The following is a 24,839-nucleotide window of genomic DNA, read 5'->3' as shown; positions in this document are numbered from 1 at the left end:
AGAGGTCATGACCCCTACCGAAACGCCGGGGACCACCGCCCTGCGCCATCGCACCGTGTTGCTGGACGAGGCCGTCGACGCGCTCGTCTGGCGGCCCGACGGCGCCTACGTGGACGGCACCTTCGGAAGAGGCGGTCACAGCCGGGCCGTGCTGGCGCGGCTTGGGCCGGCCGGCAGCCTCGTCGCCTTCGACAAGGATCCGGCAGCAATCGCAGAAGCGGGCACCATCAAGGATGCCCGCTTCTCCATTGAGCACGCGAGCTTTGCGGACATGGGCACCCGGCTGGCCGGGCGACCCCGCGTGGCTGGCGTACTGCTCGACCTGGGAATCAGCTCGCCCCAGATCGACGAGGCGGCGAGGGGATTTTCCTTTCGTTTCGAGGGCCCGCTGGACATGCGCATGGACACCACGCGCGGCGTCACCGCCGCCGAGTGGCTCGCGCAGGCGGACGAGCAGGACATTGCCAGGGTGATACGAGACTATGGGGAAGAACGGTTTGCTGTACAGATTGCAAAGGCGATTGTTGCTCGCCGGCGCGAACCCGGCGATGGCGGACCAGTCGCCACTACTTCAGAGCTTGCCGCGCTCGTGGCGAAAACCGTCAAGACACGCGAGAAGGGTCAGGACCCTGCGACCCGCACCTTTCAAGCTCTACGGATTCACGTCAATCAAGAGCTTGAGGACCTCGAAAGAGGCCTGACGGCGGCGTACGAACTGCTGCAGGCCGGAGGCCGCCTCGTGGTGATCAGCTTTCACTCGCTGGAGGACCGCATCGTCAAGCGGTTCATGCAGGCGCATGCGCAACCGGGCCGCGACGCGGACCCGGCGCTGCGCCGCGCCCCGCTGCGCGCCGCCGACCTGCCCCAGCCGACCATGAAGCTGCTGGGCCGCTTCAAGCCCGGTGCCGAGGAAGTGGCCGCCAACCCGCGCGCCCGCTCCGCCGTGATGCGCGTGGCCGAAAAGCTCGGAGGCCAGCCGGCATGAACCGCCTGACCTTCTTCCTGCTGGCCGCGCTGATGCTGTGCGCGCTGTCGCTGGTCAGCGCCCAGCACCAGGCGCGCACGCTGTTCGTGGCGCTGGAGCGCGCGCAGGCCGAGGAGAAGCAGCTCGATATCGACTGGGCGCGGCTGCAGTACCAGCAAAGCTCGCTCAGCAAGAGCGCGCGGATTGCCGACGCGGCCCGCGCGCAGCTCAAGATGGCCCCGGCAATGGCCGGCCGCACCCAGTACCTGCAGGGCGTGGTGTTGCCCGATACCCCGCCGGATGCCCAGCAGCCGGCCGGAGGCGCCGCGAAATGAGCCTGGCCCGTCCGTCCCTGAACCGCGCCCGCACCGGCAACAAGCCGCGTGGCGACGCCGCGCGTCCGCGCACCGGCCAGTTTTCGGCCAGCCCGGTCCTGGGCCTGCGCCTGCCCATGTGGCGCTCCAAGTTCGTGGTGTTCCTGATGTTCGCCGCGTTCCTGGCGCTGGCCGGGCGCGCGATGTGGATCCAGGGCCCGGGCAACCAGTTCTACGAGGCCGAAGGCAAGAAGCGCTTCCAGCGCACGCTGGAACTGCCGGCCACGCGCGGCAAGATCCTGGACCGCAACGGCCTGGTGCTGGCCACCAGCCTGCCGGTCAAGGCCATCTGGGCCGTGCCCGAGGACGTGCCGAACGACCTGGAGCCGCAGCGCATGCGCCAGCTTGCCAAGCTGCTGGACATGTCCGAGAAGGAGTTGCGCACCAAGTTCAACGAGGACAAGAGCTTCGTCTACCTGAAGCGCCAGGTGCTGCCCGACGCCGCCGACAAGATCGCCGCGCTCAAGATCGACGGCGTGCACCAGACCCGCGAATACAAGCGCTTCTACCCGGAAGGGGAGGCGATGGCGCACATCGTCGGCTTCACCAACGTCGAGGACAAGGGCCAGGAAGGCGTGGAACTGGCGCGCGAGGGCGTGCTGGCCGGCAGCCCCGGCGCCCGGCAGGTCATCAAGGACCGCCTGGGCCGCGTGGTGGAAGACGTCGGCATTCTCAAGACGCCGCGCGACGGGCAGGACATGCAGCTGTCGATCGACGCCAAGATCCAGTACCTGGCCTACAACGAGGTCAAGGCCGTGGTCGAGCGCAACAAGGCCAAGGCCGCCAGCGCCGTGGTGCTGGACGCGCAGACCGGCGAGGTGCTGGCGCTGGCCAACTGGCCGACCTACAACCCGAATGACCGCAGCCGCCTGTCGGGCGAACAGCTGCGCAACCGCGTGCTGACCGACACCTTCGAGCCCGGCTCGATGATGAAGCCGATCACGGTGGGCCTGGCGCTGCAGCTGGGCCGCGTGACGCCGGCCACGACGATCCAGACGACCGGCAAGTTCACGTTCGAGGGCGCCACGATCTCGGACACCCACAACTACGGCGCGCTCACGGTGGGCGGCGTGATCCAGAAGTCGAGCAACATCGGCACGACCAAGATCGCGATGATGATGAAGCCGCAGGAAATGTGGGACATGTTCACCAGCGTGGGCCTGGGCCAGGCGCCGAAGATCGGCTTCCCGGGCGCCGTGGCTGGCCGCGTGCGGCCCTGGAAGAGCTGGCGCCCGATCGAGCAGGCCACGATGTCGTACGGCTACGGCCTGTCCGTGTCGCTGTTCCAGGTGGCGCACGCCTATACCATCTTCGCGCACGACGGCGAGCTGATCCCGGTGTCGATGTTCAAGACCAACGGCCCGGTCAGCGGCGAGCGCATCCTGTCGCCCCAGGTGGCGCGCGACGTGCGCGGCATGCTGGAAACCGTGACCGCCCCGGGCGGCACGGCGCCGGAAGCCCAGGTCATGGGCTATCGCGTGGGCGGCAAGACCGGTACCGCGTACAAGCACGTGGGCCGCGGCTACGACCGCAGCAAGTACCGCGCGTCGTTCATCGGCCTGGCGCCGATGTCCAACCCGCGCGTGATCGTGGCGGTCAGCGTGGACGAGCCGACCGCCGGCAGCCACTACGGCGGCGCGGTGGCCGGCCCGGTCTTCTCGGCGATCACCGGCGGCGCGCTGCGGTCGCTGAACGTGCAGCCCGATTCCCCGATCCGCCAGCTCATGGTCACCGACAAGGTGCAGGAAAGCGAACCGCCCTGGAGCGCCACGCCATGACGGCAACGCCGATGCTCCCGATCGAGGTGTCCACCCAGGCCAGCAACGCGCTGGCCTGGCTGCGTACGCACACCCCGGCCGGCGCGCGCCTGACCGGCGACACGCGCCGGCTGCGTCCGGGCGACGTGTTTTTCGCGTACGTGCTGGGCAACGCGCGGCTGTCGACCGACGGGCGTCCGCATATCGACAAGGCCATCGCCGCCGGCGCGTCGGCCGTGGTCTACGAGGCCGACGGCTTCGACTGGCCGCATGGCGACGCCGTGCCGCATCTGCCGGTGTCCCGGCTGCACTGGCTGGCTGGCCCGATCGCGGCCGGCTGGTACGGCATCGCCGGCCGCAACCTCGCCGTGACCGGCGTGACGGGCACCAACGGCAAGACGTCGTGCTCGCAGTGGCTGGCGCGGCTGCTGCAGGCCACCGGCACGCCGTGCGCGACCATCGGCACGCTGGGCACCGGCTTCCCGGACGCGCTGCAGCTCACCGGATTCACGACGCCCGACGCCGTCCAGCTCCAGGCCAGCCTGGCCGAGCTGCACGACGCCGGCGCGCGCGCCATCGCCATGGAGGTGTCGTCGCACGGGCTGGAGCAGGGCCGCGTGGCCGGCACCGGGTTTGCCGTGGCCGTGCTGACCAACCTGACGCAGGACCACCTGGACTACCACGGCTCGATGGCCGAGTACGAGGCGGCCAAGGCGCTGCTGTTCCAGTGGGACGGGCTGCGCGCGGCCGTGATCAACCGCGACGATGCGATGGGCACCCGGCTGCTGGCCGGCAACGCCGCCGCCGTCAGCGCGCCGCAGGTCATCGAATACGGCATCGACGGCAAGGCCGGCGCCACCACGGCCCGTGGCCAGTGGCTGCGGGCGACCGACGTGCGCGCCACGGCGTCGGGCACGGCGTTCCGCGTCGATGGCAGCTTCGGCAGCGCCGACGTGGCCACGCCGATGATCGGCACCTTCAACGTCAGCAACCTGCTGGCCGTGCTGGGTGCCGCGCTGGCCCACGGCGTGGCCTGGGATGCCGCGATTGCCGCGCTGCGCACGCTGGCGCCGGTCGACGGCCGGATGGAACTGTTCGGCGGCCACGACGCGCCGCTGGCCGTGGTCGACTACGCCCACACGCCCGACGCGCTGGCGCAGACGCTGGCCGCGCTGCGTCCGGTGGCCGACGCCCGCCAGGGCCGGCTCTGGTGCGTGTTCGGCTGCGGCGGCGACCGCGACGCCACCAAGCGCCCGCTGATGGGCGGCGTGGCCGAGCGGCTGGCCGACGAGGTGGTGCTGACCAGCGACAACCCGCGCAGCGAGGACCCGCTCGACATCCTCGAACAGATTGCCGATGGCATGCAGGACCGCAGCCGCGCGCGGCTGATCGAGGACCGCGCCGCCGCGATCCTGCAGGCGATCCGGCACGCCGCCCCGGCCGACGTGGTGCTCGTGGCCGGCAAGGGCCATGAAGCCACGCAGGAGATCCAGGGCCGCAAGCGGCCGTTCTCCGACCGCGAACATGTGCGCCTGACCCTGGGCACGCGGGGAGTATCGGCATGAATGGAACCCCGATGACGACTTTGCAGCAAGCCGCCGGCTGGATGGCCGGCGCGCGTATTTCAGGCGATGCCGCGCGTGCGTTCTCGCGCGTGCATACCGACAGCCGCACCGTGCAGCCCGGCGACCTGTTCGTGGCGCTCAAGGGCGAGCGCTTCGACGCGCACGACTTCCTGGCCGATGTGGTGGCGCGCGGCGCCGCCGCCGTGCTGGTGAGCCGCGAACCGGGCGTCGACGTGCCGGCGCTGGTGGTGCCCGACACGCGCATCGGCCTGGGCGAGCTGGCCGCCGGCTGGCGCCGCCAGTTCACGCCGCCCACGGTGGCCGTGACCGGCAGCAACGGCAAGACCACGGTCAAGGAGATGATCGCGGCCATCTTTGCGGCGGCCGTCGGCGAGGCCGACCGGCTGGCAACCGGCGGCAACCTGAACAACGACATCGGCCTGCCGCTGACCGTGCTGCGCCTGCGCGCGCACCACCGGCTGGCCGTGCTGGAACTGGGCATGAACCACCCGGGCGAGACGGTCTACCTGGCCGGCATCGCCCAGCCCACCGTGGCCGTGATCACCAACGCCCAGCGCGAGCACCAGGAGTTCATGGTCAGCGTGGAGGCGGTGGCGCACGAGCACGCCAGCGCCATCGCGGCCCTGCCGGCTGACGGCGTGGCCGTGTTTCCGGTGGATGCCGAGAGCGGCGGCGAGCACGCGGCGATCTGGCGCCAGGCGGCCGGCACGCGGCGCGTGCTGGCGTTCGGCACCGACGCGTCGGCCGACGTGCGGGCCAGCGTGTCGGTCCAGGCAGGCGTGCAAGTCATGCATGTGGTGGCGGAGGACATGGCGTTCGACCTGCGCCTGCCGCTGCTGGGCGCCCACAACGTGCGCAACGCGCTGGCCGCCACGGCCTGCGCGCTGGCCGCCGGCGTGGCGGTCGATGCCATCCAGCGCGGCATTGCCGGCTTCGCGGCCGTGAAGGGCCGGCTGCAGGTCAAGCACACGCCGGCCGGGACTGTGGTGATCGATGACACGTACAACGCGAATCCGGACTCGATGCGCGCCGCCATCGACGTGCTGGCCGGCTTTGCCGCGCCGCGCGTGCTGGTGATCGGCGACATGGGCGAGGTGGGCGACCAGGGCCCGGCATTCCATCGGGAAATCGGCGCCTATGCGCGCGAGCGCGGCATCGAGACGCTCTGGGCCACCGGCGAACTGGCCACGCACGCGGTGCAGGCGTACGGCGCCGCGGGCCGGCATTTCGCCACGGCGGATGCGCTAACGCAGGCGCTGCAGGCAGACGGGGAGGGCGTGGTGGCCGGTGCGGCCGCCGTGCTCGTGAAGGGATCGCGCTTCATGCGCATGGAACGGATGGTCGACGCGCTGGTCGCATCACCTTCCGCTCATTAAGAAAGAAAGACGATGTTATTGGCTCTGGCCCAGTGGCTGCAAAACGATTACAGCTTCCTGCGGGTCGTCAACTACCTGACCTTCCGCGCGGTGATGGCCAACCTCACCGCGCTGGTGATCGGCCTGGGCTTCGGGCCGTGGGTCATCCGCCGGCTGACCGAGCTGAAGATCGGCCAGGCCGTGCGCACCATCGGCCCGCAGACGCACCTGGTGAAGTCCGGCACGCCGACGATGGGCGGCGTGCTGGTGCTGATCTCGATCTGCGTGTCGACGCTGCTCTGGAGCGACTGGGGCAACCGCTTCATCTGGGTGGTGCTGCTGGTGACGATCGGCTACGGCGCCGTGGGCTGGGTGGATGACTACCGCAAGGTCGTGTATCGCGACCCGCGCGGCATGTCGAGCCGCGAGAAGTTCTTCTGGCAGACGCTGATCGGGCTGGTGGCCGCGGTCTACCTGGCGTTCTCGGTGTCCGAGGCCAGCAACGTGCGCGTCTGGAGCCTGTTCCTGGGCTGGATCGAAGGCGGCATGTTTGCCGACGTGCCGTACAAGATGAACCTGATCGTCCCGTTCTTCAAGGAGATCAGCTACCCGCTGGGCGTGACCGGCTTCATCGTGCTGACGTACCTGGTGATCGTCGGCTCCAGCAACGCGGTGAACCTGACCGACGGGCTGGACGGCCTGGTGATCATGCCCGTGGTGCTGGTGGGCGGCGCGCTGGGCGTGTTCGCGTACGTGATGGGCAATGCGGTCTACAGCAAGTACCTGCTGTTCCCGCACATCCCGGGCGCGGGCGAGCTGCTGATCTTCTGCTCGGCGATGGCCGGGGCGGGGCTGGCGTTCCTGTGGTTCAACGCCCACCCGGCGCGGGTGTTCATGGGCGACGTGGGCGCGCTGGCGCTGGGCGGCGCGCTGGGCACCATCGCCGTGATCGTGCGCCAGGAAATCGTGCTGTTCGTGATGGGCGGCATCTTCGTGGTGGAAACGCTGTCGGTGATGCTGCAGGTGACGTGGTTCAAGTTCACCAAGAAGCGGTTTGGCGAGGGCCGGCGGCTGTTCCGCATGGCGCCGCTGCACCACCATTTCGAGCTGGGCGGCTGGAAGGAAACCCAGGTCACCGTGCGGTTCTGGATCATCACCATGTTGCTGGTGCTGATCGGCTTGTCGACGCTGAAGCTGCGCTGAAGCGGCGCTGATGCGGCGGAAATCTCTCTCTACGGACTGAAAAGGCAGGAAATCGAAGTGTTCGGCGTGTTGCAGAAACCTCATGTGCTGGTACTTGGCCTCGGCGAATCGGGGCTGGCCATGGCACGCTGGTGCGGCCTGAACGGCTGCCGCGTGCGCGTGGCCGACACCCGCGAGGCGCCCGCCAACCTGGCCTTCCTGCAGGCCGAACTGCCGTCGGCCCAGTTCGTCGGCGGCCCGTTCGCGGATGCCCTGCTCGACGGCATCGGCCTGGTGGCGATCAGCCCGGGCCTGTCGCCGCTCGATCCCGCCACGCAGGCGCTGCTGGACGCCGCCCAGGCGCGCGGCATTCCGGTCTGGGGAGAGATCGAACTGTTCGCGCAGGCACTGGGCTACCTGGAAGCCACGTCCGGCTACGCGCCGAAGGTGCTGGCGATCACCGGCACCAACGGCAAGACCACCACCACCGCGCTGACCGGCCGCCTGATCGAGCGGGCGGGCAGGACCGTGGGCGTGGCCGGCAACATCAGCCCGTCGGCGCTGGACAAGCTCTCGGCATGCATTGCCAGCGCCACGCTGCCCGATGTCTGGGTGCTCGAACTGTCGAGCTTCCAGCTGGCCTACACATTCTCGTTGGCGCCGCACGCGGCGACTGTGCTGAACCTCACACAGGATCACCTGGACTGGCACGGCTCGATGGAGGCCTACGCGGCCGCCAAGGCGCGCATCTTCGGCCCGGCCGGCAAGGGCTGCGTGCAGGTGCTGAACCGCCAGGACCGCCTGACGATGGACATGGCCCGCCCGGGCACCGCGCTGGTCACCTTCGGCACGGACCTGCCCGAGACGGTGGGCAGCTACGGCGTGCTTCGCGACGGCGGCATGCCGTGGCTGATCCTGGCCGAGCCCGACCACGAGGCCGAAGCCGACCAGAAGCCGCGCCGCCGCAAGAAGGACGACACGCCCGAGGCCGCCCTGCCGGTGCGCCACAAGCGGCTGATGCCGGCCGATGCGCTGCACATCCGCGGCATGCACAACGCCACCAACGCCATGGCGGCGCTGGCGCTGTGCCGGGCGATCGACCTGCCGCTGAACGCGCTGCTGCACGGCCTGCGCGAGTATCGCGGCGAGCCGCACCGCGTGGAATGGGTGGCGACGATCGACGACGTCGAGTACTTCGACGACAGCAAGGGCACCAACGTCGGCGCCACGGTGGCGGCGCTGAACGGGCTGGACAAGCGCGTGGTGCTGATCGCCGGGGGCGAGGGCAAGGGCCAGGACTTCTCGCCGCTGGCCGCGCCCGTGGCCCAGTACGCGCGCGCCGTGGTGCTGATCGGCAAGGACGCCGGCGAGATCCGCGCGGCGCTGGCCGACACCGGCACGCAGATCGTTGACGCCGACTCGCTGGAAGCCGCCGTCGAGGCCGCCGCGCGGCTGGCCGAGGGCGGCGACGTGGTCCTGCTGTCGCCGGCGTGCGCCAGCCTGGACATGTTCCGCAACTACGTCCACCGCGCGCAGGTGTTCCGCGGCGCGGTGGAAGAACTGGCCCTGTCCCGGGGGATCATGCCATGAGCGACACGCAGGTCAAGCGCAGCGGATTCATCGGCGCCACCATCGGCAGCGCCTGGGGTGGCCTGCGCGACGCGGTGTCGGGCGTCAAGCCCACGCGCTCGCGGATGATGGAGTACGACCAGCCGCTGCTGTGGGTGGCGATCGTGCTGCTGACGTTCGGCCTGGTGATGGTCTACTCGGCGTCGATCGCGCTGCCGGACTCCCCGCGCTACGCCAACTACCGCGAGGCCCACTTCCTGGTGCGCCACGCGTTCGCGCTGTTCATCGGGCTGTCGATGGGGCTGGTGGCGTTCCAGATCCCGGTGAAGGTCTGGGACAAGTACGCACCCAAGCTGTTCATCGTCGCGCTGGTGCTGCTGGTGCTGGTGCTGGTGCCGTTCGTGGGCAAGGGCGTGAACGGCGCGCGGCGCTGGATTCCGCTGGGCATCATGAACTTCCAGCCGTCGGAGCTGATGAAGCTGGCCGTGGTGCTGTACGCGGCCAACTACACGGTGCGCAAGCAGGAATGGATGCAGACCGTCTCCAAGGGCTTCCTGCCGATGGGCGTGGCCGTGGTGGTGGTGGGCATGCTGCTGCTGCTGGAGCCGGACATGGGCGCGTTCCTGGTGATCGCGGCCGTGGCGATGGGCATCCTGTTCCTGGGCGGCATCAACGGCAAGCTGTTCGCGGGGCTGGTGGGCGTGGCGGTGGGGGCGTTCGGGCTGCTGATCACGGCGTCGCCGTGGCGCCGCGAGCGGATCTTCGCCTACCTGAACCCGTGGGAAGAAAGCAACGCGCTGGGCAAGGCGTACCAGCTCACGCACTCGCTGATCGCGTTCGGGCGCGGCGAATGGACCGGCGTGGGCCTGGGCGGCAGCATCGAGAAGCTGCACTACCTGCCCGAGGCGCATACCGACTTCATCCTGGCCGTGATCGGCGAGGAATTCGGCTTCGTCGGCGTGCTGGTCATGATCGTGCTGTTCTACTGGCTGGTGCGCCGCTGCTTCAACATCGGCCGCACGGCGCTGCAGCTCGACCGCACGTTCGCCGGGCTGGTGGCCAAGGGCATGGGCGTCTGGATCGGCTGGCAGACCTTCATCAACATGGGCGTGAACCTGGGCCTGCTGCCGACCAAGGGGCTGACGCTGCCGCTGGTGAGCTACGGCGGCTCGGGCATCCTGATGAACTGCGTGGCGCTGGCGATCGTGCTGCGGATCGACTACGAGAACCGGGTGCTGATGCGCGGAGGCAAGGTATGACCGACGCCCGCACCCTCCTCGTCATGGCGGGCGGCACCGGGGGCCACGTGTTCCCGGGGCTGGCCGTCGCGCACGCGCTGCGCGACGAGGGCTGGCGCGTGGTCTGGCTTGGCAACCGCACGGGCATGGAAGCCACGCTGGTGCCCAAGCACGACATTCCGATGGAATTCGTCCAGTTCGGCGGGCTGCGCGGCAAGGGCCTGCTGACCAAGTTCCTGCTGCCGCTGAACCTGCTGCGCGCCTTCTGGCAGAGCCTGGGCGCGCTGCGCCGGGTCAAGCCGGACGTGGTGCTGGGCATGGGCGGCTACATCACGTTCCCGGCCGGGATGATGGCGTCGCTGCTGGGCCGGCCGCTGGTGCTGCACGAGCAGAACTCCATCGCCGGCCTGACCAACAAGGTGCTGGCCAGGGTGGCGGACCGCGTGCTGTGCGCGTTCCCCGATGCGCTGCCGGACAGCGAGTGGACCGGCAACCCGGTGCGGGCCGAGCTGGCGTCGATTGCCGATCCGGCGTCGCGCTACGACGGCCGGACCGGGCCGCTGCGGATTCTCGTGGTGGGCGGCAGCCTGGGCGCCGCCGCGCTGAACGACGTCGTGCCGAAGGCGCTGGCGCTGCTGCCCGAGGCCAGCCGGCCGGTGGTGACGCACCAGGCCGGGGCAAAGCAGATCGACCAGCTTCGCGCGAACTACGCGGCAGCGGGCGTGGCCGGCGAGACCGTGCCATTCATCGACGACATGGCGGCGGCCTATGCCGACGCCGACCTGGTCATCTGCCGCGCGGGCGCGATGACGGTATCCGAGGTGGCGGCCGCCGGGGTGGCCGCGCTGTTCGTGCCGTTCCCGCACGCGGTGGACGACCATCAGACCACCAACGCCCAGTTCCTGTCGAAGCAGGGCGCGGCGTTGCTGGTGCAACAACATGCGTTGAACGCGGAGGGCCTGGCGCAGACGCTGGCCAGCCTGGACCGCGGGCAACTGAAGGACATGGCGCGCGCTGCGCGTCACCTGGCGAAGCCGGACGCCACGCGGCGCGTGGCCGAAATCTGCCGCCAGATGGCAAGGTAAATCGAATTCAATGAAGCATATCGTCAAGAACATCCACTTCGTAGGCATCGGCGGGGCCGGCATGAGCGGCATCGCCGAGGTCCTGCTGAACCTGGGCTACAAGGTCTCGGGCTCCGACATGGGCAGCAACGCCGCCACGCGGCGGCTGGCCTCGCTGGGCGCCCGCGTCTGCCACGGCCATGACGCGGCCAACGTGGACGGTGCCAATGCCGTGGTGGTGTCCACCGCGGTGACCAACGACAACCCCGAGGTGCTGGCCGCCCGCGCGCGCCGCATCCCCGTGGTGCCGCGCGCCGTGATGCTGGCCGAACTGATGCGGCTCAAGCAGGGCGTCGCCATTGCCGGCACGCACGGCAAGACCACCACGACCAGCCTGGTGGCGTCGGTGCTGGCCGAGGGCGGGCTGGACCCGACCTTCGTGATCGGCGGCCGGCTGAATTCGGCTGGCGCCAACGCCCGGCTGGGCACCGGCGACTTCATCGTGGCCGAGGCCGACGAGTCGGACGCGTCGTTCCTGAACCTGTTCCCGGTGATGGAGGTCATCACCAACATCGACGCCGACCACATGGACACCTACGGGCACGACTTCGCCCGGCTCAAGCAGGCGTTCGTGGAGTTCACCCAGCGCCTGCCGTTCTACGGCATTGCCGTGCTGTGCGTCGATGATCCGAACGTGCGCGAGATCATGCCGTTCGTCTCCAAGCCCGTGGTGCGCTACGGCTTTGCCGAGGACGCCCAGATCCGCGCGATCGATGCGCGTGCCGTGGACGGCCAGATGCATTTCACGGTGCTGCGCCAGTTGAACGGCCACGCCGAGCCGCCGCTGGACGTGGTGCTGAACCTGCCCGGCCTGCACAACGTGCAGAACGCGCTGGCCGCCATTGCCATCGCGACCGAGCTGGAAGTGCCGGACGCCGCCATCGTCAAAGCGCTGCGCGAATTCCACGGCGTGGGCCGCCGCTTCCAGCGCTACGGCGAGGTGGCCACGCCCGACGGCGCCGGCACCTTCACGCTGGTGGACGACTACGGCCACCACCCGGTGGAGATGGCCGCGACGCTGGCCGCCGCGCGCGGCGCGTTTCCGGACCGCCGGCTGGTGCTGGCGTTCCAGCCGCACCGCTTCACGCGGACGCGCGACTGTTTCGAGGATTTCGTGAAGGTGCTGGGCACCGTGGACGCGCTGCTGCTGGCCGAGGTCTACGCGGCCGGCGAGGCGCCGATCGTGGCCGCCGACGGCCGCGCGCTGACCCGCGCGCTGCGCGTGGCCAACAAGGTGGAACCCGTTTTCGTGGAGCAGATCGAGGACATGCCCCAGTCGATCATGAATGCCGTGCGGCCTGGCGATGTGGTCGTGACGATGGGTGCCGGCACGATCGGCGCCGTCCCGGGACAACTGGTGTCGCACCAGGCAGGAGGCCAGCAATGAGCTTCGTCGCCCATCCCAATATCGATCCGAAGTCGCTGGGCAAGGTTGGCGTGCTGCTGGGCGGCAAGTCGGCCGAGCGCGAGATCTCGCTGATGTCTGGCAACGGCGTGCTGGCGGCGCTGAAGGCGCGCGGCGTGGACGCGCACGGCTTCGACCCGGCGCTGCAGTCCGTGGCGGAGCTGGCCGCGGCAAGGTTCGACCGCGTGTTCATCGCGCTGCACGGCCGCTACGGCGAGGACGGCACGATGCAGGGCCTGCTGGAGCAGCTTGGCCTGCCCTACACGGGCAGCGGCGTGCTGGCATCGGCCATGGCCATGGACAAGCAGGCCACCAAGCGGCTCTGGATGACGCACGGGCTGGCCACGCCGCGCTTTGCCATGCTGCATGCGGATACCGATTTCGACGCCGTGGTGCGTGACCTGGGCCTGCCGCTGATCGTCAAGCCGGCGCGCGAGGGGTCGTCGATCGGCCTGACCAAGGTGACCGAGGCCGGCCAGATGCGCGACGCGTTCGCGCGCGCCGCCGGGCTGGACGCGGACGTGATTGCCGAGGAATTCATCGACGGCGACGAGCTGACCTGCCCCGTGGTGGGCGAGGGCGCCACGGCCGAGGCGCTGCCTGTCATCAAGATTGTGGCGCCCGAGTCGAACTACGACTATCAAAATAAGTACTTTACTGACGATACCCAATACCTGTGCCCCTCGACGCTGCCCGACGCGCTGGAGCGTGAAGTCCGCGCGCTGGCCGTGGAGGCGTTCCGCGTGCTGGGTTGCCGAGGCTGGGCCCGCGCCGACGTGATGCTGACGCGCGCCGGCAAGCCGTACCTGCTCGAAATGAACACCTCGCCCGGCATGACCGGCCATTCGCTCGTGCCAATGGCGGCGCGCGCGCAGGGCATCAGCTACGAGGATTTCGTGATGCAGGTGCTGGCCGCCGCGACGCTGGACCTGCATCCGAACGAGCACTGGAAACCCGAGTAATCCGACCAACCCGCCTCAACGCGACCCGAACCGGCTGACCGCCCGACCTACGACCATGTGGCACAACGCGCGCCTGCTCAACCTGATCGCCTCAGCGCTCTATGCGCTGGTGGCGCTCATGGCGCTTGGCGCCGGCCTGCTGTGGCTGGCGCAGCGGCCCGTTTTCGCCATCACGCACGTGGAGCTGACTTCCACGGACGGCAGCCAGCTGCGCCACGTGAACGCGCCGAGCGTGCGGGCCAACGCGCTGAACAAGCTGTCGGGCAATTTCTTCACGCTCGACCTGAACGCCGCGCGCCAGGCGTTCGAATCGGTGCCATGGGTGCGCCATGCCAGCGTGCGGCGCGAATGGCCGAACGGGCTGGCCGTGCAGGTGGAAGAGCACGAGGCGCTGGGCACCTGGGGCGGCACGGACAGCGGGCGGCTGATCAACACCTATGGCGAGGTGTTCGTCGCCAACACGGCCGAGGCCGAGGAAGACGCCCAGTTGCTGGCGCTGGACGGCCCGCCGGACAGCGAGGAAGACGTGGTCGCCAAGCTGGAAACGATGCGCGAGTGGTTCAGGCCGATCCAGGCCGAGCCGCTGGCGGTGGCGCTGTCCGGCCGCTATGCGTGGCGGGCACGGCTGTCGAACGGGATGGTGATCGAATTCGGCCGCGAGCAGAACGACGAGGACCGCGGTGCCATGGAGGCGCGGGTCAAGCGCTTCGTGGCGTCGTGGCCGCAGCTGACGCAGCAGTGGGGCAAGCAGATCGAATACGCCGACCTGCGCTACCCCAACGGTTTTGCGATCCGCACGGCGAACGTGCGTTTCCTGACCGAGGACCAGGCGAAGGCCGCGGCCAAGGCGGCGGCCAAGGAAGCAACGAAGGCGGCGGCAACGGGTGCCGCCCAGGCGGCTTCGGCCGGCCACTCCAACAACAATCCGACGCGACTCAAGAGTAAGAACGCGGAGAAAACTCGATGAGCAAGGAATACAAGGACCTTCTGGTCGGTCTCGACATCGGCACCTCGAAGGTGGCGGCCGTGGTGGCGGAACTGCGCCCCGACGGCAGCTACGAGGTCATCGGGATGGGCCAGTCAGAGTCCAAGGGTTTGAAGAAGGGGGTCGTGGTCAACATCGAGGCCACCGTGCAGTCCATCCAGCGCGCGCTGGAGGAGGCCGAGCTGATGGCCGACTGCAAGATCGCCGAGGTGTTCACGGGCATCGCCGGCAGCCATATCCGCAGCTTCAACTCCAGCGGCATGGTGGCGATCAAGGACAAGGAGGTCACGCAGACGGACGTGGCCCGCGTGATCGAGACGGCCAAGGCGGTCAACATCCCGACCGACCAGCAGATCCTGCACATCCTGACGCAGGAATTCATCATCGACGGCCAGGAAGACGTGCGCGAGCCCATCGGCATGAGCGGCATCCGGCTGGAGGTGAAGGTGCACATCGTGACCGGCGCGGTCAGCGCGGCGCAGAACATCGTCAAGTGCGTGCGCCGCTGCGGGCTGGAGGTGCACGACCTGATCCTGCAGCCGCTGGCGTCGAGCCTGGCCGTGCTGACCGAGGACGAGAAGGAACTGGGCGTGGTGCTGGTGGACATTGGCGGCGGCACCACCGACATCGCCATCTTCAGCGAAGGCGCGATCCGCCACACGGCCGTGATCCCCATCGCCGGCGACCAGATCACCAACGACATTGCCATGGCGCTGCGCACCCCGACGCCCGACGCCGAGGACATCAAGATGCAGTACGGCATTGCCAAGCAGGCGATTGCCGACCCGGAAGACATGATCGAGGTGCCCGGCGTGGGCGACCGCGGCACGCGCACGCTGAGCCGCCAGGCGCTGGCCGCCGTGATCGAGCCGCGCATCGAGGAGCTGTACTCGCTGGTGCACCAGGTGGTGCGCGAATCCGGCTACGAGGAGCTGCTGTCGTCGGGCGTGGTGATCACGGGCGGCACGGCGATGATGCCGGGCATGGTCGAGCTGGGCGAGGACATCTTCCTGAAGCCGGTGCGCGTGGGCGTGCCCGAGTATCGCGGCAACCTGCACGAGGTGGTGAAGAGCCCGCGCTATTCCACCGTGATGGGCCTGCTGCAGGAAGGCTGCGTGCAGCGGATGCGCGGCCGCAAGGTGGCGGTGCAGAGCGGACAGGTCAAGCAGGTGTGGACACGCATGAAGGAATGGTTTGTTGGCAACTTCTGAGCCGCAAGCGTGTCAGGAAATTCTTAAGTGCAACGTGCCTGTTGCAGTCAGCGGATCGGCGCGTGACACGTTGAGCAGGATCAGGCAGTTTTTCAGCAGTATTGGCGAGTAGTTCTTTGATGGTTTCTTGTTCAGGAACCAAGGGTTGCGGCGGGGAGGCCGCAGCGTTTGGGGACTGATTTTTCTCGGAGGCAGTGATGGACTTTGACATGATCGAAACGGAGATTCAGGACGGCACCATCATCAAGGTGGTGGGCGTGGGCGGCGCGGGCGGCAATGCCGTGCAGCACATGATCAGCCGTGGTGTGCAGGGCGTGGAATTCATCTGCATGAATACCGATGCCCAGGCGCTCAAGCGTTCCACGGCGTCGCGCGTCCTGCAGCTCGGCAACACCGGCCTGGGCGCCGGTGCCAAGCCCGAAGTGGGCCGCAACTGCGCCGAATCGGCGCGCGAGCAGATTGCCGACGCGCTGCGCGGCGCCCACATGGTCTTCATCACTGCCGGCATGGGCGGCGGTACCGGTACCGGTGCCGCGCCGATCGTGGCGCAGGTGGCCAAGGAAATGGGCATCCTGACCGTGGGCGTGGTCAGCAAGCCGTTCGACTTCGAAGGCGCACGCCGCGCCAAGGTGGCCGAACATGGCTCGGGCGAGCTGGAAGCGTCGGTGGACTCGCTGATCGTTGTGCTCAACGAGAAGCTGTTCGAGGTGATGGGCGACGACGCCGAGATGGACAAGTGCTTCCAGTGCGCCGACGACGTGCTGCACAACGCCGTGGCCGGCATCGCCGAGATCATCAATGTCGACGGTCTGGTGAACGTCGACTTCGAGGACGTGAAGACGGTGATGGGCGAGCAGGGCAAGGCCATGATGGGCACGGCGACCGTGTCCGGCGTGGACCGCGCCCGCCTGGCCGCCGAGCAGGCCGTGGCGAGCCCGCTGCTGGAAGGCGTGGACCTGTCCGGCGCGCGCGGCGTGCTGGTCAACATCACGGCCAGCCGCTCGCTGAAGCTGTCGGAAACCAAGGAAGTCATGAACACGATCCGCAGCTACGCCGCGGAAGACGCGACCGTGATCTTCGGTACGGTGTACGACGACTCGATGGGCGACGCGCTGCGCGTGACCGTGGTGGCGACGGGCCTGGGCCGTTCGGCCAAGAAGCAGCAGCCGATGACGCTGCTGAAGACCGGCACGGACAACATCCCGGTGCAGATGATGGCCGGCCTGACCGCCGCGCCGGCACATGCCTCGCCTGACTACAGCAACCTGGACACCCCGGCGGTGTGGCGCAGCTCGCGTGAGTCGGCATCGGCCCACGTCGCGGCGCTGCAGGAAAAGGGCGTGGACACGTACGACATCCCGGCCTTCCTGCGCAAGCAGGCAGACTGAGTTGGGCTCCGGCGGGGCGGCGGCTGCGGCCGTGCGCCTGGCAGGTTGTCCGAAGTCCGTCACGCATCGCCTGGGCGCTCCCTATCCGCCCGGCGATAGCCTGGACTGACGTCGCCCGTCAGCGCGCACGGCGAATAGCCGCCGCGCCATGCCGCATGTCGTCCGTCGCATCCCGTTGCCGGGCAGGCAGGCCATCGGCCGCCTCCCCGGACTGGTTTCCCGCCCTCCCGGCGGCGGGATGTCTCCGCCCGCGCGGCGCGTTCCCGTAACGCGCCGCGCGGCGTTTCGACCGTACAAGGTATGCCCGCTGCACACGCATGGCCGCACGGCCTGTCGCGACCCCATTCCGCGACGGCATTCGGTCTATGATGCAGGCAGGTTTCTCCCCCCTGAAGGACAATTCCCATGATCGCCGTTGGCCAGCGCGTCCCCGACGCCACGTTGTACGAGTTCTTCGAGACCGAGACCGGCGGCTGCGCGCTCGGTCCCAATGCGTTTCCGGTGGCCCAACTGGTCAAGGGCAAGAAGATCGTGGTGTTCGGGCTGCCCGGCGCGTTTACGCCGACCTGCTCGGCCAAGCATGTGCCCGGTTTCGTCCAGTTGAACGATGACCTGCGCGCCGCCGGCGTGGACGAAGTGTGGTGCCACTCGGTCAACGACGCATTCGTGATGGGCGCCTGGGGCCGCGAGCAGAATGCCGGCGGCAAGGTCCGCATGATGGCCGATGGCGCCGGCGAATGGGCGCGCGCGCTGGGCCTGGACCAGGACCTGAGCCAGCGCGGCCTTGGCGTGCGCGCCAAGCGCTACGCGATGGTGATCGACGACGGCGTGGTGACCCACCTGTCGGTCGAGGCGCCGGGCGAGTTCAAGGTCAGCAGCGCCGAAGCCGTGCTTCAGGCGTTGCGTGGCTGACACGAACCGTGTCAGGAAAAGTGATTTATTAGGCTTTTCATTAACATTGCATAACACCCGGACACAAAGTGGTGCAGCGCAATACACTGACTGGTGGTAGCATCGCGTTATTGGAAATTTTGCCTAATAGCTTTTAATAATAGTTGAGGCCGTCATGCTCAAACAGCGCACTATCAAATCCGTGGTGAAGACGGTCGGCATCGGTTTGCACTCGGGTCGCAAGGTGACGCTGTCGCTGAGGCCGGCCCCCGCCGATGCCGGCATCGTGTTCACGCGCGTCGACCTGCCCGAGCCGGTGGAGATTCCGGTGGCCGCCAGCGCCATTGGCGACACGCGGCTCGCCTCGGTCCTGCAGAAGAACGGCGCGCGCGTGTCGACGGTCGAGCATCTGATGTCGGCCTGCGCCGGCCTGGGCATCGACAACCTCTATGTGGACGTCGACGCCGAGGAAATCCCGATCATGGATGGCAGCGCGGCATCGTTCGTGTTCCTGCTGCAGTCGGCCGGGATCGAGGAACAGCCGGCCGCCAAGCGGTTCATCCGCGTCAAGAAAGCCGTGGAAGTGCGCGAGGGCGACAAACTGGCGCGGCTGGAGCCGTTCTTCGGCTTCAAGCTGGCGTTCACGATCGATTTCCGGCATCCGGCCGTCGACAAGACCGGCCAGACGTTCTCGATCGACTTTGCCGATACCAGCTACGTCCGCGAGATTGCCCGTGCCCGCACGTTCGGCTTTGCCCACGAGGTGGAGGCGCTGCGCGAGATGGGCCTGGCCCGCGGCGGCAGCCTGGACAACGCGATCGTGCTCGACGAGCACCGCATGCTGAACAACGAGGAACTGCGCTACGGCGACGAGTTCGTGCGCCACAAGATCCTCGACGCGATCGGTGACCTGTACGTGGTTGGCCATCCGCTGATTGGCGCGTACATCGCCAACAAGTCGGGCCACGGCCTGAACAACCAGCTCCTGCGCGCGCTGCTGGCCGACCAGGAAGCCTACGAGATCGTGACCTTCGACAAGGTCGAGGAAGCGCCGGTGGCCTTCCTGCCGCAGGCCCAGCCGGCCTTCGCCTGATCTGCCCCTGGCGCCTGCGCCAGATCAAAACCCCCGTTCGCAAGAGCGGGGGTTTTTGTTTGGGGCATGACTTACGCGGCCACGGGCACCGGCGGCTTGGGGCCGGCTACGGCCAGTACGATCCCCAGGGCGACGCCGAGCAGCGCGGCAAACAGGATCTGGGAGTCGGGCGGCAGCAGGAACGTCAGGGTGTGGGCCGGAATCCAGAACAGCGGGATGGTCTTCTTGATGACGAAGCCCCACTGGGTCTGCCAGTCGAGCGCCTTGAGGTGGTCCGCAACGGCGATCGGCCGGCACAGCGCCCGCAGGCCGCCCCGATGGCGGGCGATATGCATGTCGGTGACCTTGTGCGCGGTCATCATCACCGGCGAGAACGTCAGGTTCATCAGCGTGCTGATGACCAGCGCGCCGGCCAGTTTCAGCGCCGTGAACTCGCCGGCCATGGCCGCGACCACCCCGTCCAGGCCCAGGTACTCCGCAAAGTAGGGCGCGCCGACGGCGAAGACCTTGAACGCCATGCTGATGAACAGGCCAAGAATCCCCCAGACGACGATCCTGGGCACGATGCCGAAGTCCCGCGCCGGATAGTGGCCGGTCCGTATGCGCTGCCCGATGACCTCGCCCAGCGTGGCCAGGAAACCGAACTTGAAGAACGCCATCACCATGCCGTGCTCCGCATTGACGGTCTTGTAGGCCGCCAGCCAGTCGGGGAACACCGCGAACGGCACCAGCACCAGGCAGAGCAGCGCGGCCAGCGCAAGGTCCTGAGGTTTCATCGCCGGGCGCCGGTCACTTCAGGTAGCGCTCGGTGAGCGCGCACCAGTAGGCGGCGGCTGGCACCAGGCACTTGTCGTTGAAGTCGTAGCCGGGGTTGTGGACCATGCAGTAGCCGGGCTGGTCGCCGCTGCCGATGATCATGTAGCTGCCGTTGGGGTGGGCTTCCAGCATGAAGGCGAAGTCCTCGCTGCCGGGCAGTTGCGGGGCGTCGGTGTGCACCTTGTCGGCGCCGAACAGCTCGCGCGCCACCTGGGCCGCGAACTCGGTGGCCTCGCCGCCGTTGACCAGTACCGGGCTGCCGTTGACGTGCGTGACCTCGGCGGTGGCGCCGAAGCTCTGCGCCTGCAGTTGCGCAACTTCGCCAATCCGCTTGAGCAGCAGCGTCCGGACGTCGGGATGCAGCGAGCGGACACTGAGTTTCATCAGCGCCTTGCTGTTGATGATGTTGGGCGCCTCGCCCGACTGGATGCTGCCGATGGTGATTACCGCCGCCTCGAACGGCGAGACATTGCGCGAAACAATGCTCTGCAGCGCCGTGCCGATATGGCACGCAACCAGCGTGGCATCGATTGCCTTCTCGGGGATCGCGCCGTGGCCGCCGACGCCCTGGATTTCGATGTGCAGCGTGTCCGACGACGCCATGAACGCGCCCGGCCGGAAGTAGAACTCGCACTCCTTGAAGCCGGGCATGTTGTGCATGGCGAAGATCGCATCGCACGGGAACCGCTCGAACAGGCCGTCGTTGACCATGACCTTGCCGCCGTACAGCAATTCCTCGGCCGGCTGGAAGATCAGGTTCAGCGTGCCGTCGAAATTGCGCGTCCTGGCCAGGTACTCGGCGGCGCAGAGCAGGATGGCGGTGTGGCCGTCGTGGCCGCAGCCGTGGAATTTGCCGGGCACCGTGCTGCTCCATGCCTTGTGGCTGGCCTCCATGATCGGCAGCGCGTCCATGTCGGCGCGGATGCCCAGCCGCTTGCCGCCGCTGCCGACCTTCAGGGTGCCCACCACCCCGGTCTTGGCCAGGCCGCGGTGCACGTCGTAGCCCCAGCCTTCGAGCAGCCGGGCCACCAGGTCGCTGGTGCGGGTTTCCTCGAACCCGATTTCCGGGTGCTGGTGGATCTCGTGCCGGATCTGGACGAACTTGTCCTCGGTCTCGGCGATGGCATTCAGCATGCGTTGGTACATGGCGCTTCTCCTTTGATCGGTGCAAAGGGCCGTGAGCACGACCGAATCCATTCTATGGGCCGGGAAGACGCATCAAATTGCCCGGCGTCATGGTTTGGCCGACGACGGGCGAGAGGGAAGGATCAGCGGGGGGAGGCGGGTTCAGCGGTGGCGCGCCAGCAACGCGCGGACGGCGTCCTTGAGCGGCGAGTCGTCGAGGTCGCGCGCGAGCGCGTCCATGCTTTGCAGGCCGGCCGGCGGCAGATTCTGCGTGCGCGGCTTGCGCTCGACCGGCCCGGTGTCCCAGTCCGCGCGGCCCACCTCGGGCTGCACGCGCACCCGGATCGCCGTCACCTGCGAGCCGCGTTGCTGCAGCCGGGCGAGCAGGGTGGGCACCACCTGCCGGACCCGCGCGGCGGCCGCACCGTGGGCTGCCAGCAACAGCAGCGTCTGCTCGGCCTGCGGCCCGCGGTTGTCGGTCTTGACGCCGGCCACCGCGATGCCGCCGCGCAAGGCGGGCGGCAGCAGCGCAAAGACCTCCGCTTCCAGCGACGCCAGTTCCCGCGCCGTCCGCATCAGGGACGACACAGGCCCGGACTTGGCCAGCCAGTCGTTCAGCGGCTTGGCATTGGGCGTCTGGAGGGCGTGGTGGGTGAACATGCGCATGCGCGCATTCTATCGCGCAATCCCGGCCGGACACGGGCCGAAATGCGCGGCCGCCCGCCCGGCCGCGTGTGCGCGATGTGCCACTGAGAGGGCGCCGTGCCGGCCCGCCGGAACATTGCGGTGGCCGCGCCAGTCCCAACCTGCTGGACGGGTCGCCGACGCGTTCGCGCCCGGCTGTCGGTCCGTGCAGAATCTGCGCCTGCCACAGGCCCGGTCAGGACTTCGGCACATGATAAACTCGGCGTTTTGCGCCAATCTACCCATTGCCCGCGCGGATCTGGCCGGACGTACGCCGGACTGCGGGGCAGGTGAAAGCACTCGATGATCACGGGCCTTCTCAAGAAAGTCTTCGGCAGCCGCAACGAACGGCTGATCAAACAATATCGCCGCACGGTCGCGCAAATCAACGCGCTCGAGCCGAAGTACGAGGCGCTTTCGGACGACGAACTGCGCGGCATGACGGAGACGTTCCGCCAGCGCCATGCCGGCGGCGAGTCGCTCGATTCCCTGCTGCCCGAGGCGTTCGCGGTCTGCCGCGAGGCCAGCAAGCGCGTCATGAAGATGCGCCACTTCGACGTGCAGATGATCGGCGGCATGGTGCTGAACGACAACAAGATTGCCGAAATGCGCACCGGCGAGGGCAAGACCCTGACCGCCACGCTGGCCGTGTACCTGAATGCGCTGACGGGCAAGGGCGTGCACGTGGTGACCGTCAACGACTACCTGGCCCAGCGCGACGCCGAGTGGATGGGGCGCCTCTACAACTTCCTGGGCCTGTCGGTGGGCGTGAACCTGTCGCAGATGCCGCATGACCAGAAGCAGGTGGCCTACAACGCGGACATCACGTACGGCACCAACAACGAGTTCGGCTTCGACTACCTGCGCGACAACATGGTCTACGACCCGTCGCAGCGCGTGCAGCGCCCGCTGCACTACGCGATCGTCGACGAGGTGGACTCGATCCTGATCGACGAGGCGCGCACGCCGCTGATCATCTCGGGCCAGGCCGAGAACCAGACCGACCTCTACCAGCGCATGAACGGCATTCCGAAGCTGCTGGAGCGCCAGGTCGGCGAGGAAAAGGCCGACGGCACCGGCGTGGAGAAGCCCGGCGACTACTACGTGGACGAGAAGGGCCACCAGGTCTACCTGACCGAAGCCGGCCACGAGAAGGCCGAGCAGATCCTGGCCGCCCAGGGCCTGATCGGCGAGGGCGAGTCGCTCTACGCGCCGCAGAACATCACGCTGATGCACCACCTGTACGCCGCGCTGCGCGCGCACAGCCTGTTCCACCGCGACCAGCACTACGTGGTGCAGAACGACGAGGTGGTCATCGTCGACGAATTCACGGGCCGCCTGATGACGGGCCGCCGCTGGTCCGACGGCCTGCACCAGGCCGTGGAAGCCAAGGAAGGCGTGTCGATCCAGCAGGAAAACCAGACGCTGGCGACGATCACGTTCCAGAACTACTTCCGGATGTACGAGAAGCTGGCCGGCATGACCGGCACGGCCGATACCGAGGCGTACGAGTTCCAGGAAATCTACGGCCTCGAAGTGGTCGTCATCCCGACCAACCGCCAGGCCCAGCGCAAGGATTTCCAGGACCAGATCTACAAGACGTCCAAGGAACGCTACGACGCCGTGGTGCGCGACATCCGCGACTGCTACGAGCGCGGCCAGCCGGTGCTGGTGGGCACGACGTCGATCGAGACCTCCGAGTACCTGTCGGACCTGCTGAACAAGGAAAAGCTGCCGCACCAGGTGCTGAACGCCAAGCAGCACGAGCGCGAGGCCGAGATCGTGGCGCAGGCCGGGCGGCCCAAGATGATCACGATCGCGACCAACATGGCCGGCCGCGGTACCGACATCGTGCTGGGCGGCAACGTCGAGAAGCAGGCCGGCTTCATCGAGGCCGACGCGAGCCTGTCCGACGCCGAGAAGGCGTCGAAGATCGAACAGCTCAAGGGCGAATGGCAGTCGCTGCACGAGCAGGTCAAGGCGTCGGGCGGCCTGCACATCGTCGGCACCGAGCGCCATGAGTCGCGCCGGATCGACAACCAGCTGCGTGGCCGTGCCGGCCGCCAGGGCGACCCCGGTTCGTCGCGCTTCTACCTGTCGCTGGACGACCAGTTGCTGCGGATCTTCGCCGGCGACCGCGTCCGCGCGATCATGGAGCGGCTGAAGATGCCCGAGGGCGAGCCGATCGAGGCCGGCATCGTCACGCGCTCTATCGAATCGGCGCAGCGCAAGGTGGAAGGCCGCAACTTCGACATCCGCAAGCAACTGCTGCAGTACGACGACGTTGCCAACGACCAGCGCAAGGAAATCTACAAGCTGCGCAACGACGTGCTGGAAGCGCGGGACGTGGGCGACATGGTGGCCAACCTGCGCGAGAGCGTGCTGATCGAGCTGTTCCGCGACCATGTGCCGGCCGAGACGATGGAAGAGCAGTGGGACATCGCCGGACTGGAACAGCGCCTGCGCGAGGACTGGAACCTGGACGTGCCGCTGGCCAAGACCATCGAGGGCGCGCAGAGCATCGAGGACGACGAACTGCTGAACCTGGTGCTGGGCGCCGCGCGCGACAGGTACGACGCCAAGGTGGCCCAGGTGGGCCGCGAGTCGTTCGCCGGCTTCGAGCGCTCGGTCATGCTGCAGAGCATCGACACGCACTGGCGCGAGCACCTGGCCGCGCTGGACCACCTGCGCCAGGGCATCCACCTGCGCGGCTACGCCCAGAAGGACCCGAAGCAGGAATACAAGCGCGAGTCGTTCGAACTGTTCGCCCGCCTGCTGGACGTGATCAAGAGCGAGGTCACGCGCGTGGTGTTCAACGTGATGATCCAGTCGCCGGAGCAACTGGAGCAGGCGTCCGAGGAGATCGAGGAAGGCCTGTCGCACCTGGAGAACGTCCAGTACAAGCACGACGAATTCGCCGAAGGCCGCGAGCCGGTGGAACAGTCGCCGGTGCGCAGCGGTGCCTCGGCGGCGGCCATGGCGGCCATGGGTGGCGACGTCGCGCTGGCCGGCATGCCGAAGGTGGGCCGCAACGACCCCTGCCCGTGCGGATCGGGCAAGAAGTTCAAGCAGTGCCACGGCAAGCTGAGCTGAGCCCGCCGCACGCCCCGCAGTGATAGAGAGACATGCC

20 protein-coding genes are annotated in these 24,839 nt (G+C 68.2%); 17 read left to right on the top strand and 3 right to left on the bottom strand.

Annotated elements, in window-relative coordinates:
- The first annotated feature begins 7 nt into the window (after positions 1 to 7).
- The 16 genes from rsmH to lpxC all read left to right on the top strand — a co-directional run bounded on the left by rsmH (position 8) and on the right by lpxC (position 19,084).
- Complete coding sequence (gene rsmH, locus EPAKOI_RS14200) at positions 8 to 985, top strand: 16S rRNA (cytosine(1402)-N(4))-methyltransferase RsmH (protein ID WP_124683193.1); 978 nt, start codon at positions 8 to 10, stop codon at positions 983 to 985.
- On the top strand, positions 982 to 1,299 hold the full coding sequence (ftsL, locus tag EPAKOI_RS14195) for a cell division protein FtsL (protein ID WP_124683194.1): 318 nt from the start codon (positions 982 to 984) through the stop codon (positions 1,297 to 1,299). Before rsmH ends, ftsL begins: the two co-directional genes overlap by 4 nt.
- Positions 1,296 to 3,116 (top strand): peptidoglycan D,D-transpeptidase FtsI family protein, encoded by a 1,821-nt coding sequence (locus tag EPAKOI_RS14190; protein ID WP_423192459.1) that lies wholly within the window; start codon positions 1,296 to 1,298, stop codon positions 3,114 to 3,116. Before ftsL ends, EPAKOI_RS14190 begins: the two co-directional genes overlap by 4 nt.
- A complete protein-coding gene (locus EPAKOI_RS14185; RefSeq protein WP_423192458.1) occupies positions 3,113 to 4,660 on the top strand; it encodes a UDP-N-acetylmuramoyl-L-alanyl-D-glutamate--2,6-diaminopimelate ligase in 1,548 nt (515 codons plus the stop codon). The genes EPAKOI_RS14190 and EPAKOI_RS14185 overlap by 4 nt, the downstream gene beginning before the upstream one ends.
- On the top strand, positions 4,657 to 6,057 hold the full coding sequence (locus EPAKOI_RS14180; protein ID WP_423192457.1) for a UDP-N-acetylmuramoyl-tripeptide--D-alanyl-D-alanine ligase: 1,401 nt from the start codon (positions 4,657 to 4,659) through the stop codon (positions 6,055 to 6,057). Before EPAKOI_RS14185 ends, EPAKOI_RS14180 begins: the two co-directional genes overlap by 4 nt.
- 12 nt (positions 6,058 to 6,069) lie before the next feature.
- Positions 6,070 to 7,239 carry a phospho-N-acetylmuramoyl-pentapeptide-transferase gene (gene mraY / locus EPAKOI_RS14175; protein WP_124683198.1) on the top strand — a complete coding sequence of 390 codons (1,170 nt, stop codon included), beginning with the start codon at positions 6,070 to 6,072 and terminating at the stop codon, positions 7,237 to 7,239.
- Positions 7,240 to 7,296: 57 nt separating this feature from the next.
- Positions 7,297 to 8,808 carry a UDP-N-acetylmuramoyl-L-alanine--D-glutamate ligase gene (murD, locus tag EPAKOI_RS14170; RefSeq protein WP_423192456.1) on the top strand — a complete coding sequence of 504 codons (1,512 nt, stop codon included), beginning with the start codon at positions 7,297 to 7,299 and terminating at the stop codon, positions 8,806 to 8,808.
- Positions 8,805 to 10,046 (top strand): putative lipid II flippase FtsW, encoded by a 1,242-nt coding sequence (gene ftsW / locus EPAKOI_RS14165; RefSeq protein ID WP_124683200.1) that lies wholly within the window; start codon positions 8,805 to 8,807, stop codon positions 10,044 to 10,046. Before murD ends, ftsW begins: the two co-directional genes overlap by 4 nt.
- Positions 10,043 to 11,110 (top strand): undecaprenyldiphospho-muramoylpentapeptide beta-N-acetylglucosaminyltransferase, encoded by a 1,068-nt coding sequence (gene murG, locus EPAKOI_RS14160; protein WP_423192455.1) that lies wholly within the window; start codon positions 10,043 to 10,045, stop codon positions 11,108 to 11,110. The genes ftsW and murG overlap by 4 nt, the downstream gene beginning before the upstream one ends.
- Before the next feature lie 10 nt (positions 11,111 to 11,120).
- Complete coding sequence (murC, locus tag EPAKOI_RS14155) at positions 11,121 to 12,536, top strand: UDP-N-acetylmuramate--L-alanine ligase (RefSeq protein WP_423192454.1); 1,416 nt, start codon at positions 11,121 to 11,123, stop codon at positions 12,534 to 12,536.
- Positions 12,533 to 13,516 carry a D-alanine--D-alanine ligase gene (locus tag EPAKOI_RS14150; RefSeq protein WP_313835358.1) on the top strand — a complete coding sequence of 328 codons (984 nt, stop codon included), beginning with the start codon at positions 12,533 to 12,535 and terminating at the stop codon, positions 13,514 to 13,516. Before murC ends, EPAKOI_RS14150 begins: the two co-directional genes overlap by 4 nt.
- A gap of 55 nt (positions 13,517 to 13,571) precedes the next feature.
- On the top strand, positions 13,572 to 14,483 hold the full coding sequence (locus tag EPAKOI_RS14145) for a cell division protein FtsQ/DivIB (protein WP_124683204.1): 912 nt from the start codon (positions 13,572 to 13,574) through the stop codon (positions 14,481 to 14,483).
- Positions 14,480 to 15,712, top strand: coding sequence for a cell division protein FtsA (ftsA, locus tag EPAKOI_RS14140; RefSeq protein ID WP_061955279.1), 1,233 nt, complete (start codon positions 14,480 to 14,482; stop codon positions 15,710 to 15,712). Before EPAKOI_RS14145 ends, ftsA begins: the two co-directional genes overlap by 4 nt.
- 197 nt (positions 15,713 to 15,909) lie before the next feature.
- Complete coding sequence (gene ftsZ, locus EPAKOI_RS14135; RefSeq protein ID WP_124683205.1) at positions 15,910 to 17,100, top strand: cell division protein FtsZ; 1,191 nt, start codon at positions 15,910 to 15,912, stop codon at positions 17,098 to 17,100.
- Between the two features lie 405 nt (positions 17,101 to 17,505).
- Complete coding sequence (locus EPAKOI_RS14130) at positions 17,506 to 18,012, top strand: peroxiredoxin (protein WP_423192453.1); 507 nt, start codon at positions 17,506 to 17,508, stop codon at positions 18,010 to 18,012.
- A 154-nt stretch (positions 18,013 to 18,166) separates the two neighbouring features.
- The gene (lpxC, locus tag EPAKOI_RS14125) at positions 18,167 to 19,084 is read left to right on the top strand and encodes a UDP-3-O-acyl-N-acetylglucosamine deacetylase (RefSeq protein ID WP_313835356.1); all 918 of its coding nucleotides are present in this window, start codon (positions 18,167 to 18,169) and stop codon (positions 19,082 to 19,084) included.
- Between the two features lie 71 nt (positions 19,085 to 19,155).
- On the opposite strand, the gene EPAKOI_RS14120 is transcribed toward lpxC, so the two are convergent.
- The 3 genes from EPAKOI_RS14120 to EPAKOI_RS14110 all read right to left on the bottom strand — a co-directional run bounded on the left by EPAKOI_RS14120 (position 19,156) and on the right by EPAKOI_RS14110 (position 21,691).
- Entirely contained in the window at positions 19,156 to 19,860 is a 705-nt protein-coding gene (locus tag EPAKOI_RS14120) for a hypothetical protein (protein ID WP_423192452.1), read from the bottom strand.
- A gap of 13 nt (positions 19,861 to 19,873) precedes the next feature.
- The gene (locus EPAKOI_RS14115) at positions 19,874 to 21,046 is read right to left on the bottom strand and encodes a M20 aminoacylase family protein (RefSeq protein WP_124683209.1); all 1,173 of its coding nucleotides are present in this window, start codon (positions 21,044 to 21,046) and stop codon (positions 19,874 to 19,876) included.
- A 141-nt stretch (positions 21,047 to 21,187) separates the two neighbouring features.
- The gene (locus EPAKOI_RS14110) at positions 21,188 to 21,691 is read right to left on the bottom strand and encodes a DciA family protein (RefSeq protein ID WP_124683210.1); all 504 of its coding nucleotides are present in this window, start codon (positions 21,689 to 21,691) and stop codon (positions 21,188 to 21,190) included.
- A gap of 321 nt (positions 21,692 to 22,012) precedes the next feature.
- On the opposite strand from EPAKOI_RS14110, the gene secA reads away from it, so the two are divergent.
- Complete coding sequence (gene secA / locus EPAKOI_RS14105; RefSeq protein WP_423192451.1) at positions 22,013 to 24,802, top strand: preprotein translocase subunit SecA; 2,790 nt, start codon at positions 22,013 to 22,015, stop codon at positions 24,800 to 24,802.
- Positions 24,803 to 24,839 lie beyond the last annotated feature (37 nt).

The organism is Cupriavidus sp. H18C2 (assembly GCF_049393795.1).
Taxonomy (GTDB): Bacteria; Pseudomonadota; Gammaproteobacteria; order Burkholderiales; family Burkholderiaceae; genus Cupriavidus; species Cupriavidus pauculus_C.
This window is presented reverse-complemented; position numbering and strand designations above follow the sequence as displayed.